Consider the following 16660-nt stretch of genomic DNA (forward strand, 5'->3'; position numbering starts at 1 on the left):
GTTGGAAGTTGGAAGTTAATTCCTTTAAATCAAGTCACTTTTCTCTGTTCTCACTTTTCTCTGTTCTCTCTTGTCTCTTGTCTCTTGTCTCTTGTCTCTCTTTTCAAAAGGCGTAAAACTATGTCTTACTTCTACTAAATACTTAGTACTAACCTCTGTTGAAAACCCTTTCCCCGTTTACCCAGGTCTGCAACACTTTAATTTCAGGGATTTCATTTTCACTCACCTTCATGATATTTTTGTCCAGAATAATAAAATCAGCAAACTTTCCGGGTTCAATACTTCCTTTTTCTTTTTCTTCAAAATTGCTGTAGGCTGCCCAAATCGTCATTCCCTGTAAGGTTTCTTGACGGGATAAAGCCTGCTCCGGCATATATCCTCCCTCGGGATAATTTTCGAGATCCTTACGTGCTACAGCAGCATAAAATGTGAAAAACGGGCTTACCTCCTCCACAGGAAAATCTGTTCCCAGGGCCACAATTCCGGCTTCGTCAAGCATTCTTTTAAAAGCATAGGCTCCTTTGATCCGTTCAGCCCCCAATCTGTCTTCAGCCCAATACATATCACTCGTCGCGTGCGTTGGCTGCACAGATGGAATAATATTTTTACTGAAATATTTAAAATCCTGCTCATCGATGATCTGGGCGTGTTCTACTCTCCAGCGACGGTCTTCGGAATCATTTAATAATTCTGAATATGTCCTAAGAACAACCACGTTAGCAGAATCTCCAATTGCGTGAGTATTTAGCTGAAATTTTGAAGCCGCCACTCTTTCAGCAACTTTTTTAAAATCTTCAACAGGAGAAAGTAATGCTCCATAATGCCCCGCCTGATCAGAATATGGCGCTTTTAAAGCTGCTCCTCTCGAACCCAATGCGCCATCGCCATAAAATTTTACGGAACGCACGTTGAGCCTTTCAGTCTTCAGCGGATCCTTCCCTAGGTAATGATCCAGATTCTCCGGAGTATTGCTGAGCATTGCATAGATCCTGATCTTCAATTCCCCATTTTGCTGAAGGCTGTCAATCAACTCCACCGTACTGCGGTCAATTCCCGCGTCATCCACCGTGGTAAGGCCATAGCTAAAGCTAATTTTTTCAGCTTCCATTAAAGCCTGTATCTGCTCCTCAAGGGAAGGGGCTTCCTGTGCACTAGAAATAAGGCCCATAGGATTATCTATGAGGATCCCGGTAAGTTTGCCGTTCTTTGTTTCAATTGCTCCGCCTTCGTCAGATGTATTTGCTGTTATCTAAGCACGATCCAAAGCTGCCTGGTTTGCGAGAAGGGCGTGACCATCAATCCTTGTTACAGCTACAGGAGTATCGGGAAATAATATATCCAGGGTATCTTTTGTGGGAAATTCTTTGATATCCCAGTCATTTTGATCCCAACCCCAACCCTAGTTATGAAATCAACTTTGCGTTCTTTCTGAAATTCCACAATTCGGGATACTACTTCCTCAAAACTTTTGGTGCCTGCAAGATCTACAGTTTGCTGTTTAAGACCCAGCCTGTAGAAATGGGCATGCGCATCTATAATTCCCGGGATTATGGTTTTTCCCTGCGCGTCCAGCCTTTCGGGTGTATTATATTTTTCTTCAAGAGCTTCGGCAGTACCTGTTTCAATGATTTTTCCGTCTTTTACTACAAAGGCTTCAGTCGTAGAAAAACCCGAATCTACGGTATAGACTTCAGCATTAAAAACTAAAAGATCAGCCTCCTGTTTGTCTTCAGAATTACAGGAAATTAAAAGAACAGAAAGAACCAGTACAGGTAAAATTTTCAGCATAATTTAAATTTTCTCAAAAATAGAAAATGCACCCCAAAGTGGAGTGCATTTAATACAAATCTTGTGCTTCTATTGGAAAATACTCATTATTGCATCAATAATACTTTCCCTTATAGATGGATTTGCGCCTGCGGCAAGAGCAATAGATACAAAAAGACCTATCATAGCGTAAGCAAAATCTTTAAATATCATTTTACCCGCTTTTTTACGGTGCTTCTTACCTTTCTTCTTACGGGAAAGACTTATCGCTATTTCTCTACCGCCTATAACTCCAAGGAAAACCCAGGTGGTACTCATAGGTACAGTACTAATGAATAATTTATAGATCAAAAGGATTACATAGGTAAGATCGACAAGTGTTGCCGCCCTGATATCTGATATCCGGGCTTTTTCACTGACTACCTGCTGTATCTTATCTCCACGAAGGTAAAATAACAGCCCCAGTCCTGCGAAAATCGTAACAGAGAAAATTATGAACTGAAAGAGGTCCAGCTGGCGTGGTAAGAACACCGCAATATTAGCACCATCCTGCATAACCCAAACCCCCCACAAGGTTCCACTTACCACCCATTGTATAACCGTCCAGCTGTTGTGGAATTTCCTGCTTTTAAAATATTTTTTTATAGTGTTATAGGAAAGATACCAAACTAAGAATGATAAAATAAAAGCCATTATATAGCCTGACCAGCTCTTCCAAATTACTGAGGTAATACCACTGGTATCTGCACTAAAAACACTTAATATAAGGAAAGTAGTAGATACCTAAGCATTCTGAGCCTGGTGAGGATCAAAAGAATAAGAGGTGCAATAATTTGAAAAAAACTGAAATTTTCGGGATGCGGATAATTTGTTGAGCCATCGGGTTTTAGGAGCCGTTGATAGGTTACATCACCATCAAAATACAACCAACTAAAAGTTACCACCAGCAGAAAGATAGAACCTACATAAAGCCATAGAATCCACCAACTCATGTTTTTGTTACTTTCAATGAAGGTACCCAGAGATTGGATACTATCATTTGCCACTGTAGCATAAGCAGCAAAGAAAAAACCAATCCACATTGCGGCTTTGGCATTACAGTAAAAATTCCGGCCAGTATTATGCCTATTATTACTATGGCCAGGAACGTCTTTTCCTGCACCATAAAATCCAGGATGTTCAAATAAGGCCTGGACCTGTCACTACGTTTAAATTTTGCCATCTAAAAGAAAAGAATTAGGGATCTATAAAGCTTTATATGCACGTTATTTTAAGCGTACAATATTACAGTCTTAAAACATTAAAAAATTGTTTTCAATGTTGTTTTATTGTTAAGAATAAGAATACAAAAATTTCAATAAAGCTGTGATAACCAAGATAAAAAAATATTATTCTTACTGGACAATTCAAGGTTTATAGTTCAAAAAGGTGAATTTCAATGAACCCATAAAACAAATAAAGACCACCAATGGCAGTCTTTGTTTGTCTTTAAAAGAGATTATTTTACCAGTCAAATTTGTAAGTAGCACCTGCAAGAACCTGGATTCCCTGAACCGGGAAATCCTGCCATTTTTCGTAATTCTTACCCAGGAGATTATTTCCACGAGCAAAAATTGAAAGCTGGTCATTAAATCTATATCCAAGATTTGCATTAAGATCCACATAACTGTCTAAGGTTACAACTCTTGGGGTAAATTGTGTGGAGCTAGAAGGAAAAGATCCAAAATCCTTTCTCTCGCCAACGAAAAATACATTAGCTCCAGCATACCATTTCTCGGTAATTTGATAATCTGCAAGGATGGTAGCTTTAAAGTCGGGAAGGTTCCAGGCTTCAGCCTGTCCATCTACCGAATAGCTGAAATATGCCGCATTCATACCAAGTCTAAAATTTCGGTTAACATCCACATTCAATTCTCCAAAAATTGACAAGGTTGAAAGATCAGCAAATATATTCCCAAAGGAATTTTCATAGGCATAATTCTCCCCCTCTTCAGCAGCATAGGGATTTTTATAGAACAGGGATCTGTTAAATTCTTTTTTATAGCTCCCCCGCAGGTTGTAAGCAATACTGTTTGACAACTTTCCCTTCGCTCCTAAATAAGTGTTATAAGGCATATCGGTAGGTTGAATATCCAGTGTAGGAGAAACAAAAGGATTTTCTTTTGATAGTTGGTAATAAGTATTTTGTTTTAGGTCCCCTTCAAGTCCTGCGTATGGTATAAAGTACTCACCTCCTAACCTGTAACTGGCAGTTACCCTTGGGTATAGATAAATACTGTTTTTACTGTTTTCAGTATTAAGGGAATAAAATAAAGCTACTCCCAGATCAAGGGTTAAGTCATCTCTTAAAATAAGTAAGCTGGGATTTATTCCTGCATTGAAAAAACCGTAATCCTCATCATGTGCAGTATTAGGATAAATTCTTCCCATGTTCCCGTTTACGATATCCCCTGTTATAGTAGTTGTAATTAACTCACCTGCTATGTTGACTTCAAAAGTTGCATCAGTTTGAAAATGGTGTTCTGCAGAACTATAGGAGTCACCCATGAATCGGTACCCAACAGAGGCTCTTTCAAAGAAAGAATCGTAAAGCTCTAACTCCCCACCTGCAAATGCTGAAAAATAATTTTGTGCGGGATCTATCTGTCTCACCACATCATCGGGAATGCTAATCGCCTCAGGTAAACCGTACCAGTTAAAAAGGCGGTGTTCCAATCCTACTTCTGTATTCCAGGAGCTTTTTCGGTTCCGGGAATTATAATTAAGGTTGAGTTCTGTATTATAAAAACTATCCTTCAGCCTTACATCTTCTATCCCTCCCTGAGAGGAATTATGTGTTAGGAAAACTCCAAAATTATCACTTCTGTTCACTTCAAAATTGCTATAGAATTCTGCCAGTACATTAGAATATGTACCAAATCCAAGGGTAGCATAATTATTAAACAATTTTACTCTTTTCGCTTTTTCTACCTGGGTAGCACGGCCTTTTGAAGGAGTAAAAGTAGAGGCCACGGGAACAGAGAAAATACTATATTTTACAGGCTTCTTCTCCAGATTCACTGAATCATTTACATTTGGAGTTTCTTTTATTTTAAAAGCATCATTGACAGATGGCGTATAGGGTTTAACTACAATTACAGTTTCGCCGCCTAAAGGTTTGTCTTGTGCAAAAACGAAACCGGAGACTAAAAAGGTAAATAAAAACAGGCTTCTCTTAACTGAAGGGATTTGCATATAGAAGATCTTAAATATTAGATTGAAAGATTAGTTGTTGGTCTCTACTGAAGCGTTAGTTTTCGCTTCCATGGCTTTAATTCGATCCAGCTCCGCCTTCGCTTCACTTACGATCTCAGGGAATTCCTGGAAATTCTTAATTACGTTATCCAGGATATAAGTGGCCTGATAAGCATCCTTAAGTGCATAGAAATTTTTCGCCATTAACACCAGGCCTTTGGCACCGTAAAATTTATATCCGGAATAATCTTTTGCCAGCTTTTGAACCGATTCATTAGAGGCTTTAAAATTTCCTGCCTTATTTTTAAAATAAGCATCATAATACAAAGCTTCTGCCGCCATCTCTCCTGTTGCAATTTTCAAAACCTCAGCATAGGCATTTTTGGCTCTGTTCTCGTTACCTGTTTGCATTGCAGAACGGGCAACGATTATTTGCGCATCACTTTTTACGTTGTTCTCAATAGTCGGGTTGGCCAAAACTTTTTCAGCATAAGCTACAGCCTGATTATAATCTTTGAGTTCATAATAAGATTTCATTAAATTGGACTGTGCATAGATAACGTTTTGATCAAAATCTGCTTCAGTCTCTAACCTTTTCAATAATGGCAGAGCATCTTTATAGTTTCTGCTTTCAAGATAAATTTGCGATAACCTCGCGAGAGCCTGCTCAGAAAATTCACTTCGAGGGCGCTCCACTACAAATTTGTAATGTTTTACAGCCTGATCTTTTTGGTTATCCCGGAAATACAATTGACCTAAATAGAAATTGCTCTTTAAGGAATGTAATCCATTAGGGAAGTTTTGAAGATATTTTGAGAAAGCTGTTTTAGCAGCATCGGTTTTATTATCCAGGTATTGTTTTTCGGCAGCTTCATAGGTAGTATTATCAAGATCAGCATCGGTAACCTCTACAAAGTCTACGTTTTTCACCCAATTCGCGTATTCATCGGTTCTCCCTAAATCAATGTAAACAAGACGTGCGGTAGACACTGCCTGCATAGACTCTGGACTGTTAGGAAAATCGGAAACCACTTTTTTAAATCTTTCCAAAGCTTTGTCCGGCTGATTTCCATTATAATAAATAAGACCTTGTTTAAGCATTGCCTGTGGTACAAAAGCACTTCCCGAAACATCTCTTATCAATCTTGCATAAGTATCAAGAGCTCTGGAAGTATTTTCCATTGCTAAATAGGTATTACCCAATTCATAAAGAGCATCGTCCCGATATGATGACCGCGGATATTTATTAATGAAATTGTTTAAATCTTCGATCTTGCTGTCATTTCTATCAACAAATCCATAGCTGATAGCTTTTTGATATGCAGCATAATCGGTATTTCCAACATTCATCTGGATAGCCTGATTGTACGCTTCCATTGCGGGCCAGTACTGGCTTGTCACAAAATAGGTATCTCCAAGGCGGGTAAGAGCATCATTTCTTCGCACTCTTTCTTTGGAATTGTCACCTGAGTATCTTTTGAAAAATTCAATTGCACGGTCATATTCCTTCTGCTTAAAGTAGGCATAGGCAATATTGTAGTCAATATTTTCCATTTCAGAAGTTCCCTGGGCACCACTCATTCCGGCAAATTCACGGTAGCCTACAAGGGCCTCTCTTAACTCTAGTTGAGATTGAAATCACTTTCCGCTTTCCAAAAAGTTGCTTTTGCAGTAACTACCGGATCTCTTCTTTCTGTTAAAGATTTATCGAAATTAACAATGGCTTCCCGGTAGTTGTCCTGGTTAAACAGTTCGAGCCCGTAGTAGTAAGCCACTTTTTGATATGCTACCTTATCACTAAAGTTCCTGTTATTTTCCAGAAGGTTCATTGCTTCCTTATAATTCCCTGAAGTTATAAATGAATCTATCAACAGGCTTTCCATTTCTGCTTTTGCAGGAGAATTAGGATATTTCGTCAGGAAGGTGATTAATACCTGAGAAGGGCTGGTGTAACTGTTCCCTATCTCGTAACTAAGTTTCGCATAATTAAGAAATGCGTCTTCCTGAATTTTTGCATCAAAATCCATTTCACTGGCATTCTTAAAAGCATTTAAAGCCTGCTGTTTTTGATCCAGGTTTAGGTATGATTGTGCAAGGTGGTAATAGGCGTTTTGTGCAATGGCATTTTTACCTTCTATGATCTTATTAAATTCTGATATTGCAGCTTCGTAATTTCCCTGCTTATAATAAGCATATCCTAATTGGTAATAATCTGTATTTGTCCATTTACCTCTTAAACCTTTATATTCTTTTAAGTAAGGGATGGCTTTCTCATATTGCCCAAGATTAAAATAGCTTTCTCCTATAATCTTGTTTAACTGGGAAATTTCTTCTCTTTTTGCTTTTGGAAGTTGCTCAAGTCCTAATTGAATGGCTTTTTCAAAATCACCTAACTTAAAATTCATATCTGCCTGGAAATACGAAAGGTTCTCCTCATAGCGCTCATTTCCCTTTACTTCTTCAAAAAGGTCGTTAGCTTCTTCGTAATCGTCACCTTCATAAGCCATATATCCCAGGTAATATTTAGCCTGAGAACCATATTCTTTAGAATCTCTTACCCTGTTCAAATATTTTGCAGCTTCTTCATATTGGTTCGTAGTAAAGTAGGCGTATCCGTTATTGAAGTAATATCTTTGCCTCTCTGCCCTACTCATTCCTTTTTCATCTACGCGATCATACCATCTTCTTGCAAGAGCATATTTTCCTGTTTCAAAATAATAATCGGCAACATCTATGAAAGCAGAATTTCTTTTAGTGCTGGTAGGATACCTGTCAACGAAATCCTGCATTAGTTCATCTGCACCGGGTTGACCAAGTCTCACGGCTGCATTCGCTATATAATAAGCAGCATCAGATTTTATTTTTTCATCCCTGGTTTCATCTTTAACATCATCAAAAATGTTTTGAGCAGCCAGATATTGCTCATTGTTGTACAGTTCCAGTGCCCTGTTAAACTCGACTAACTCATTTGTGTAAACCGCGGTTTGCTGTGGAAAAAGAGAAAAAACCGAAAGAAAAAAACCAACAAATAAAGAGGCAAATTTTCGTGTCATTAATTTGTTTTTAGATTGATGAACCAAAGATAAATAATCGCTCATTCTATAACGCAGCATAAGCTGTATAATTATGTTAATGTGCAAAAAAGTACTAACGCACCTTGCGATTAATGTATATTTACCCATAATTTTACGTTATTAAATCCAAAACCAATTCCTTCTATGTCACAAACCGTTCTGGAACTTAAAAATGCAGCTATCTATCAACGGGAAAGCTTAATCCTTTCTGAAGTTGATCTAACCATCAACAAAGGAGATTTTGTCTATTTAATAGGTAAGACAGGAACTGGAAAGAGTAGTTTTATGAAGACCCTTTATGGGGACCTGCCTTTAACTGAAGGCGAAGGAACAATAGTAGATTATAACTTACGAACCCTGAAGGAAAAAGATATCCCCTTTTTAAGAAGAAAACTGGGTGTGGTATTTCAGGATTTCAAACTTTTAAATGATCGGAATGTTCGCGACAACCTGCTTTTTGTGCTGAAAGCTACAGGGTGGAAGGATAAATCTTCAATGGACCGAAGAATTGATGAAGTATTGGATAAAGTGGGAATGAAAACCAAAGGATTCAAGTTTCCTTACCAACTTTCAGGAGGAGAGCAACAACGTATCGCAATTGCAAGGGCTTTATTGAACGATCCCGAACTAATACTGGCTGATGAGCCTACAGGAAACCTGGACCCACAGACCTCAGTTGAAGTAATGGAAGTTTTGCAGGAAATAAGTAAAAACGGAAACACCATTCTTATGGCTACCCACGATTATGCTCTACTGCTGAAGTATCCTTCTAAAACATTAAAATGTGACGGTGAACGGGTTTTTGAAGTAGTACAGAAGACCCTGTAAAACTTGTAGAAAGTATAATGTAGATTGTATAAATTCTCCAAAAAAAATTTCAGCCACAGCTGGTTTCCTTAATCATTTAGTTAGGCTAATTTTTCGGGTTCAAAGAAAAATTACGAGTATTCTAATACAGTATACAATATACATTTTACAGTATACAATTACTAAGGTTTAACCTCATCTGCAGGAACATGCTCTTTCGGCTTTATAAAGAGATAATAGACGTTCACAAAAACAATCGCCACATTAGTAATAATTACTACCAGGAATCTAGAAGAACTCCGTATGCGACAAAGAATAAACATCCTATACTGTTCACGTAGCGCAGCGTAACTATATTCCTCATCAAAAAAGAAAGCAGTACAAAAAGAGAGGCTGCGTAGCCTATCCACTCTATATAAGATATTCCTAAAATTTCCATTTCTTCTTAAGTTTAGGTGCTAAAACAGACAAAGCAGTCTCTTTTATGGAGGAGACTGCTTTTTCCGATTTAGTTTTGTCCGTATTACCGAACAGAAAATTATACTATTTTATTTCTCTTACGATCGTTTTCAGTAAGGTAGATCTTACGAAGACGAATGTGTTTTGGAGTAACCTCAACATACTCATCTTTCTGGATATATTCCAAAGCTTCTTCTAAAGAGAATTTAATTGCAGGAACAATCTTCGCTTTATCATCAGCTCCTGAAGAACGTACGTTAGAAAGCTTTTTTGTTTTGGTAATATTTACTGCCATATCATCCTGACGGGAGTTTTCACCAATTACCTGTCCTTCATAGATATCCTCTCCCGGATCTACAAAGAATTTCCCTCTATCCTGAAGTTTGTCTATAGAATAAGGAATAGCTTTTCCGGTTTCCATAGAAACCAAAGAACCATTCTGTCTTTCAGGAATACCTCCTTTTAATGGTTGATATTCTTTAAAACGGTGAGCCATTATAGCTTCCCCGGCAGTAGCTGTAAGCAACTGGTTTCTCAATCCAATTATACCACGTGAAGGAATAAGGAATTGAATATTCATACGGGCTCCTTTGGATTCCATACTTAACATCTCCCCTTTTCTCATCGTCACCATTTCAACCGCTTTTCCTGAAACTTCTTCAGGAAGGTCAATAGTAAGCTCTTCTATAGGCTCACATTTTACACCATCTATTTCTTTTATAATTACCTGTGGTTGTCCTATTTGAAGTTCGTAACCCTCTCTTCTCATAGTTTCAATAAGTACAGATAAGTGAAGAACACCACGACCGTAAACAAGGAATTTATCAGCACTGTCAGTTTCGTGAACTCTAAGAGCAAGGTTTTTCTCAAGCTCCTTCATCAATCGCTCTTTAATGTGACGGGAAGTCACAAACTTTCCATCTTTTCCGAAGAAAGGTGAATCGTTAATGGTAAACAACATACTCATCGTAGGCTCATCAATTGCAATAGTTTTTAGACCTTCAGGATTTTCAAGATCGGCAACAGTATCACCAATTTCAAAACCTTCAAGACCTACAAGTGCACAAATATCTCCGGCCTGTACTTCGTTGGTTTTTCTTCTACCAACTCCTTCAAAAATATGTAGTTCTTTAATTTTTGTTTTCTTAATGCCGCCATCCCTTTTTACAAGAGAAACCTGCATTCCTTCTTTAAGAGTACCACGTTGTAACCTTCCAATAGCAATTCTTCCGGTAAAAGAAGAGAAATCCAGGGAAGTGATCAACATTTGAGGGGAACCTTCTTCAGTCTTAGGATCAGGTATATGCTCTATAACCATATCAAGCAAAGGCTCAATATTAGTAGTCTCATTTTTCCAGTCGTCACTCATCCAGTTATTCTTGGCAGAACCGTATACAGTTGGGAAATCCAGCTGCCACTCTTCAGCACCAAGTTCAAACATTAGATCAAAAACTTTTTCGTGTACTTCTTCAGGCGTACAGTTTTCTTTATCAACTTTATTAATAACCACACAAGGCTTTAATCCAAGATTAAGTGCTTTTTGAAGTACAAATCGGGTTTGCGGCATAGGCCCTTCAAAAGCATCTACAAGAAGCAGAACCCCATCGGCCATATTTAATACCCTTTCCACCTCACCACCAAAATCGGCGTGACCGGGAGTATCTATAATATTAATCTTTGTTCCCTTGTAAACTACGGAAACATTCTTTGAAGTAATTGTAATTCCACGCTCCCGCTCAAGATCGTTATTATCAAGAATAAGATCCCCTGCATTTTCATTTTCACGAAAAAGCTGGCAATGGTACATAATTTTGTCTACCAATGTGGTTTTTCCGTGGTCAACGTGTGCGATAATCGCAATGTTTTTAATAGCTGTCATATAAACGCCTGATTTTTAAGGCTGCAAAGGTACGTTTATTTTTCTAATTAGTAATCAGCTATTTCTCTATAAAAAATCTTTATTTCTTAATTATCTTTCATCTGCCGAAGGCCCGTAAGAAGCAGGCACAGGAATATCTAAAAGACGATAATAAACACCCAGTTGCGCCCTGTGATGAGGCAGCTGACTTAAAGCCATGGACCGAAGCGCGTTGAGCCTGGGCATTTCCATAAGCGTCTTTTCTCCATAAACCATTTTCCAGATTTTCTGGTATTCCTCATCAGGTTTTCTAAGAGCTGCCTCAGCTTTTTCTGCATTTTCCTGAAGCAGGTACAGCAAGTCTACTTTAGAGTTTAGATCGGGTGCTTTATAATCTCCGTAATTCATAGACTCCTGCCCCATTACCATTGCAATATACCCGGGAATCTCTGCCAGGTGATTTACCAGTTCTTTTAATGTCATCGATTTTGGATGCGGCTAAGTAATCCATTTTGTCATCAGGAATGCGGTGAAAAAATATTTCAGTGACTTTGATTTCATATTTTAGTTCTGATATAAACAGATCTTTTAATTCCATCTTCTGAAGATTTATTTTTAGGACTGAAAAAATACAACAAATATCAAATTCAGAAGAAGCAGAAACAATATTTTCAGCATTTAAAGAAGCCATCACTGTAATTGTTATGACGGTTTAAATCTTTTATATTTGCAGAAATATCCTGTACGATGAAACTTGAAAAAATTCCCCAAATAAAGAACACCTCTTCTAATAATTTCTTTCTGTTAGCTAGTCCCTGCGCTATAGAAGGTGAAGAGATGGCTTTAAGAATAGCCGAAAGAGTTGTAGAAATCACTAACAAGCTTGAAATCCCCTATATTTTCAAAGGTTCATTTAAAAAAGCAAACCGCAGCAGAATTGACAGTTTTACAGGAATTGGTGATGAAAAAGCGCTGAAGATCCTCAAAAAAGTTTCAGAAACTTTTGAAGTACCTACGGTTACAGATATTCACGAAATAAGCGATGCCGCCATGGCTGCGGAATATGTGGATGTTTTACAAATTCCCGCTTTCCTCGTTAGACAAACAGATCTTGTGGTTGCAGCTGCAGAAACAGGAAAAGTGGTCAACCTGAAAAAAGGACAATTCATGAGTCCTGAAAGCATGAAGCATGCGGTAAGAAAGGTTGAGGAATGCAACAATGAGCAGGTAATGGTGACCGATCGTGGTACAATGTTCGGATACCAGGATATGATCGTGGACTTTAGAGGCATTCCTACAATGAGGGAATTTGCACCTACAGTTCTTGACGTAACCCATTCTCTTCAGCAACCAAACCAAAGCAGCGGCGTTACAGGAGGAAGACCTGATATGATCGAGACTATTGCACGTGCTGGTATTGCAACCGGGGCAGATGGTATTTTTATAGAAACACATTTTGATCTTTCTGTAGCAAAGAGCGATGCTGCAAACATGCTTGACCTCAAATACCTTGAAAGACTTCTTACTAATTTAACAGCCATAAGAAAAACCGTAAATAGCCTGTAATAAATAGCTATTTCAGTTATAGCTCCTGCCCACCTTCATGGTGGGTTTTTTATTATTAATCAGCAAAAATTTCCTGACTTACTTTAGTAAAAAATCATTACTTTCATTAACTAATTCTTTAATTGTAAGTAATTTATGAAGATCAGGAGTATTTTTTATGTTTTCAGTATTGTGACAATTCTCTTTTCCTGTCAAAATGAAAAGAAAGAACAGGATCCCGGCCGCGATATTGGCGATTTACATATTTCAAAACAAACACCGCAACCAGGTGATACTCTCTTAGTTGCTTTTCGGCACCAAGCAGCAGGAGATGAGGACACACTACAGGCTTATTATCACTATTTTGTAGGCACAAAAGCATACCCTGAAGACATTGCGTTAACAGATTCTGCAGGAGTTTGGTATGGGCAGGTGATAGTACCGGACTCTGCAACAGTTTTAGCTTTTAACTTTCACCGGGATTACAAACCTTTTAATAATTCAGGAAAAGGATTTGTACAGCCATTGTATGATGAAAATGGACAGCCTCTCCCCGGAAGCAGTGCAGGAACAGGACATTTTTATCAATATTATGGAGGGGAATATGAAACTAAAAGCGACTCAGTTCTTGCAATGATAGAGGCTGATTTTCAGCAGCACCCGGAACTGGAAAATGAATGGGATGATTTTTATGCCCGCCTGCTTTATTCTGAAGACAAAACCCAAGGAGAGAAATTTATTAATAAAAGAACAGACTACTATTCCAAAAAATCTTCTCTTTCAGAAGAAGAATATACCAGTCTTGCCAATTTATACAGGATCAGCAGGAAAGATGAAAAATCAGATTCTATAAATAAACTTGCTTCAGAAAAATTTCCGAAGGGGAATGCAGCAAAGAGTTTAATGTTCGATGAATTTTACAATGCTGCAAGTTTCGACGAAAAGGAACAAATTTTTCAGGAATTCCGGGAGAAATTTGGAGAAAATCCGGCTGGATTCCAAAAAGATTATATGGCTGGTATTTTAGCCTCACATTTTGCCCAAAAAAATAACGTTGAGAAATTTCAGAAATATTCTGACTTGATCTCTAATAAAAACGAAAAAGCAGGAAGCTTTAATAATCTTGCCTGGGGCATGGCTGAAAAAGGTGAAAATCTTGAGCTGGCAGAAGAAATATCAAAAACCTCTCTTGTTCTATTAGAAGAGGCTTCAGAAAAGGACAAACCCGAATATCTTACCAAAAAGCAATTTGAATCTAATAAAAAGTATTCCGAGACTATGTATCTGGATACCTATGCTTTTATATTATTCAAGCAGGGAAAAATTCAGGAGGCCATTAAACACCAGGAAAAAGCTGTTGTAGAAGGTAAGAACAGCGAATACAATGAACGTTACCTCACATATTTAATGGCAGACAAAAATTACCCGGAAGTACTTAAAACAGCAGAAGGATATTTAACTAATAACACTGCAACTTCTCAAACAAAAGATTTTTACAGGGAGGCTTATATTAAGTCAAACGGAAATAATACCGGACTGGATCAAAAGCTTGCAGAATTAGAAGAAATAGGCAGAAATAATACTCTTGCCGATCTCAAGAAAGAAATGCTGAATGAAGAAGCTCCTCTTTTTGATCTTGTAGATCTTCAGGGAGATAAAGTTTCCCTTGCATCCCTGAAAGGAAAAACAGTTATTCTAGATTTTTGGGCAACCTGGTGCGGTCCGTGTACAGCCTCTTTCCCCGGAATGCAATTGGCTGTTGACAATTTTAAGGATGATGAGAATGTAAAATTTCTATTTGTAAACACAATGGAAGATGGCCCGAGTAGAAAAGAAGACGTTGCAGGTTTTATTAAAAACAACAACTACTCTTTTCACGTGGTAATGGACCAACCGGAATCTGAAAACAGCAGAACTTTTAAAACAGCAGCAGATTATAATGTATCTGGTATCCCAACAAAAATAATTATTGGTCCTGAAGGAAAGATGAATTTCAAAAAAGTGGGATATGGAGGTAACAACGAAAAAATGGTGCAGGAATTAGAATTAATGATTGAATTACTTAATTCAAATGAAAAAGCTACTGAGAAAGCACCTGTTTCCTAAAACAGATTCTATAACATTTTCGGCAAAAATCCCTTCGGGGATTTTTTTGTGTAAAACGGGGAAGAGTACTCGTTTTTAAAGTTTTAAAGCACCCGAAATTTAGCACCTGATACACAACAGATTATAAACTACTGTTAAGGAGCTAACGGTATCAGTTCTTATTTCATAAATTAATACTTACTAACCAAATAATTTAATTAAAATGGAAAACGAAGTCGAATATTTTGGTACCCGTGTGCTGAATTTTTTACCCGATCTTCTCGCTGCTTTACTAATTTTACTAATAGGATGGCTTATTGCCAGGGGAATAAAACTTCTTATTGTAAGATTACTTAAAAAAACCCACTGGGATGAGCGGGTTTTTGGTAATAGTAATGTAGGAGACACTAATGTGCTTTTAGCAAATATTGTCTATTATCTTCTAATGATCATAGTAATACTTGCAGTTCTTGAAGTGCTGGGTATTAATGAAGCCCTTGCTCCCTTAGGTAATATGCTCAATGAATTCCTGTTGTTTATACCCAATCTCATTGGAGCAATATTAATAGGTTTCATAGGGTATTTACTTGCCAAGTTCGTATCAAATCTCATACATATTGGAGGCAGCTTCCTCGATAAGTTTGTAGACCGAACTGGCTTTAAAGATACAGATAAGCTTATACGTATCTTAAAAAAGGTGGTTTTCATTATTATTTTCATTCCTTTCCTTATTCAGGCTTTTAATGCGCTTCAAATGGAAGCAATTTCCCAGCCTGCTAATGATATCCTGTACGCTTTTACAGAAATGATTGGCCAAATTCTCGTTGCAGCATTAATTCTCGTGGTATTTATTTGGGGAGGAAAATTTCTTGCCAATTTCCTTGAAGATCTTTTTAGAAGTCTTGGACTTGACAGCGCTGCAGAAAAAATCCAAATTCACAATATGATTGGTGCTAACCAATCCTTATCAAAGATCTTCGCTAATCTTATATATTTCTTCCTGGTTTTCTTCGGAATTATTACCGCCGTTGAAATTCTTGGCCTGGACAGACTAAGCATTACACTTAATGAAATCCTGGAAGTAACAGGGCAAATAATATTCGGCTTAATAATCCTTGCTATTGGAAACTATATTTCATTATTGATCTATAATACGATGACCCGTTCCAGTAACAACACTTTCATTGCAGGAATTATGAGATGGGCATCCCTCGCCCTGTTTATTGCCATTGCATTAAGAACAATGGGAATTGCCAATGAAATCGTGGAGCTCGCATTTGGACTTATTCTTGGCGCACTTGCTGTTGCGGTAGCTTTAAGTTACGGTCTGGGAGGCCGCGAAGCCGCAGGGGAACATTTCAAGGATATTATTGGAAGATTAAGAAGCGAAGCTGCAGATATTCCTGCGGAAAAAACTCCCGATCTTTCGGGAGATCGTCCTCTAAGAAGTACATCTGATAATAACTTTGGAAATGAAACTCCGCCGGGCGACACGTCGTATGGAACAAATAATCCTGGTGTAAGGCCAGAAAATACAGGTAATAGAAATTTTAATCCGGGAACCAAGAACCAAACTACTAATCCGGGAGGACCTGGAAATGGCCCGGAAGAAAACAGAAGATTTGATCCCGGAACAAGCTCCCAGCCCGGCAGGGAACCGCAGAATCCAAACAGACCCCAACGTGGACCAGAAAATCCAAATCCTCCTTCCCGTGGACCTGAAAATCCAGGAAGACCAGACAGAGGACCACAAAATCCTGACGACCCGAACCGAAGACCGGAAAATCCCGACAGACCAACACGAGGTCCCGAAGATCCCGATAGATTTTAA

At 38.1% G+C, this 16660-nt stretch carries 9 protein-coding genes and 2 pseudogenes; 4 read left to right on the forward strand and 7 right to left on the reverse strand.

Going from position 1 to position 16660, the window contains the following annotated elements:
* Window positions 1-148: 148 nt before the first annotated feature.
* The 5 genes and pseudogenes from LZ575_RS08020 to LZ575_RS08040 form a co-directional block, all read right to left on the reverse strand.
* Window positions 149-1788: pseudogene (locus LZ575_RS08020) on the reverse strand (amidohydrolase).
* Window positions 1789-1857: 69 nt separating this feature from the next.
* Window positions 1858-2460 (reverse strand): hypothetical protein, encoded by a 603-nt coding sequence (locus LZ575_RS08025; protein ID WP_235330196.1) that lies wholly within the window; start codon window positions 2458-2460, stop codon window positions 1858-1860.
* A 65-nt stretch (window positions 2461-2525) separates the two neighbouring features.
* Window positions 2526-2849: a hypothetical protein gene (locus LZ575_RS08030; RefSeq protein ID WP_235330197.1), complete on the reverse strand. Its 324-nt coding sequence runs from the start codon at window positions 2847-2849 to the stop codon at window positions 2526-2528.
* Between the two features lie 421 nt (window positions 2850-3270).
* The gene (locus tag LZ575_RS08035; RefSeq protein ID WP_235330198.1) at window positions 3271-5001 is read right to left on the reverse strand and encodes a TonB-dependent receptor; all 1731 of its coding nucleotides are present in this window, start codon (window positions 4999-5001) and stop codon (window positions 3271-3273) included.
* Between the two features lie 30 nt (window positions 5002-5031).
* Window positions 5032-8054: pseudogene (locus tag LZ575_RS08040) on the reverse strand (tetratricopeptide repeat protein).
* 165 nt (window positions 8055-8219) lie between these two features.
* On the opposite strand from LZ575_RS08040, the gene LZ575_RS08045 reads away from it, so the two are divergent.
* Window positions 8220-8903, forward strand: a complete 684-nt coding sequence (locus LZ575_RS08045) for a cell division ATP-binding protein FtsE (RefSeq protein WP_235330199.1) — start codon at window positions 8220-8222, stop codon at window positions 8901-8903.
* 517 nt (window positions 8904-9420) lie between these two features.
* Here LZ575_RS08045 and typA read toward each other — a convergent pair.
* Together typA and LZ575_RS08060 are read right to left on the reverse strand one after the other, a co-directional pair.
* On the reverse strand, window positions 9421-11220 hold the full coding sequence (gene typA, locus LZ575_RS08055) for a translational GTPase TypA (RefSeq protein WP_235330200.1): 1800 nt from the start codon (window positions 11218-11220) through the stop codon (window positions 9421-9423).
* Between the two features lie 90 nt (window positions 11221-11310).
* The gene (locus LZ575_RS08060) at window positions 11311-11682 is read right to left on the reverse strand and encodes a DinB family protein (protein ID WP_235330201.1); all 372 of its coding nucleotides are present in this window, start codon (window positions 11680-11682) and stop codon (window positions 11311-11313) included.
* Between the two features lie 264 nt (window positions 11683-11946).
* Between LZ575_RS08060 and kdsA the strand changes: the two genes are divergently transcribed.
* The 3 genes from kdsA to LZ575_RS08075 all read left to right on the forward strand — a co-directional run bounded on the left by kdsA (window position 11947) and on the right by LZ575_RS08075 (window position 16660).
* Entirely contained in the window at window positions 11947-12765 is an 819-nt protein-coding gene (gene kdsA / locus LZ575_RS08065; RefSeq protein ID WP_235330202.1) for a 3-deoxy-8-phosphooctulonate synthase, read from the forward strand.
* 135 nt (window positions 12766-12900) lie between these two features.
* On the forward strand, window positions 12901-14850 hold the full coding sequence (locus LZ575_RS08070; protein WP_235330203.1) for a TlpA disulfide reductase family protein: 1950 nt from the start codon (window positions 12901-12903) through the stop codon (window positions 14848-14850).
* Between the two features lie 202 nt (window positions 14851-15052).
* On the forward strand, window positions 15053-16660 hold the full coding sequence (locus tag LZ575_RS08075; protein ID WP_311196025.1) for a mechanosensitive ion channel: 1608 nt from the start codon (window positions 15053-15055) through the stop codon (window positions 16658-16660).

The sequence above is a fragment of the Antarcticibacterium sp. 1MA-6-2 genome (genome assembly GCF_021535135.1).
Classification (GTDB): domain Bacteria; phylum Bacteroidota; class Bacteroidia; order Flavobacteriales; family Flavobacteriaceae; genus Gillisia.

Coding starts and splice junctions, on each gene's coding strand:
- LZ575_RS08025 (WP_235330196.1), bottom strand. CDS start 2,460: ATGGCTTTTATTTTATCATTCTTAGTTTGGTATCTTTCCTATAACACT.
- LZ575_RS08030 (WP_235330197.1), bottom strand. CDS start 2,849: ATGTGGATTGGTTTTTTCTTTGCTGCTTATGCTACAGTGGCAAATGAT.
- LZ575_RS08035 (WP_235330198.1), bottom strand. CDS start 5,001: ATGCAAATCCCTTCAGTTAAGAGAAGCCTGTTTTTATTTACCTTTTTA.
- LZ575_RS08045 (WP_235330199.1), top strand. CDS start 8,220: ATGTCACAAACCGTTCTGGAACTTAAAAATGCAGCTATCTATCAACGG.
- typA (WP_235330200.1), bottom strand. CDS start 11,220: ATGACAGCTATTAAAAACATTGCGATTATCGCACACGTTGACCACGGA.
- LZ575_RS08060 (WP_235330201.1), bottom strand. CDS start 11,682: ATGACATTAAAAGAACTGGTAAATCACCTGGCAGAGATTCCCGGGTAT.
- kdsA (WP_235330202.1), top strand. CDS start 11,947: ATGAAACTTGAAAAAATTCCCCAAATAAAGAACACCTCTTCTAATAAT.
- LZ575_RS08070 (WP_235330203.1), top strand. CDS start 12,901: ATGAAGATCAGGAGTATTTTTTATGTTTTCAGTATTGTGACAATTCTC.
- LZ575_RS08075 (WP_311196025.1), top strand. CDS start 15,053: ATGGAAAACGAAGTCGAATATTTTGGTACCCGTGTGCTGAATTTTTTA.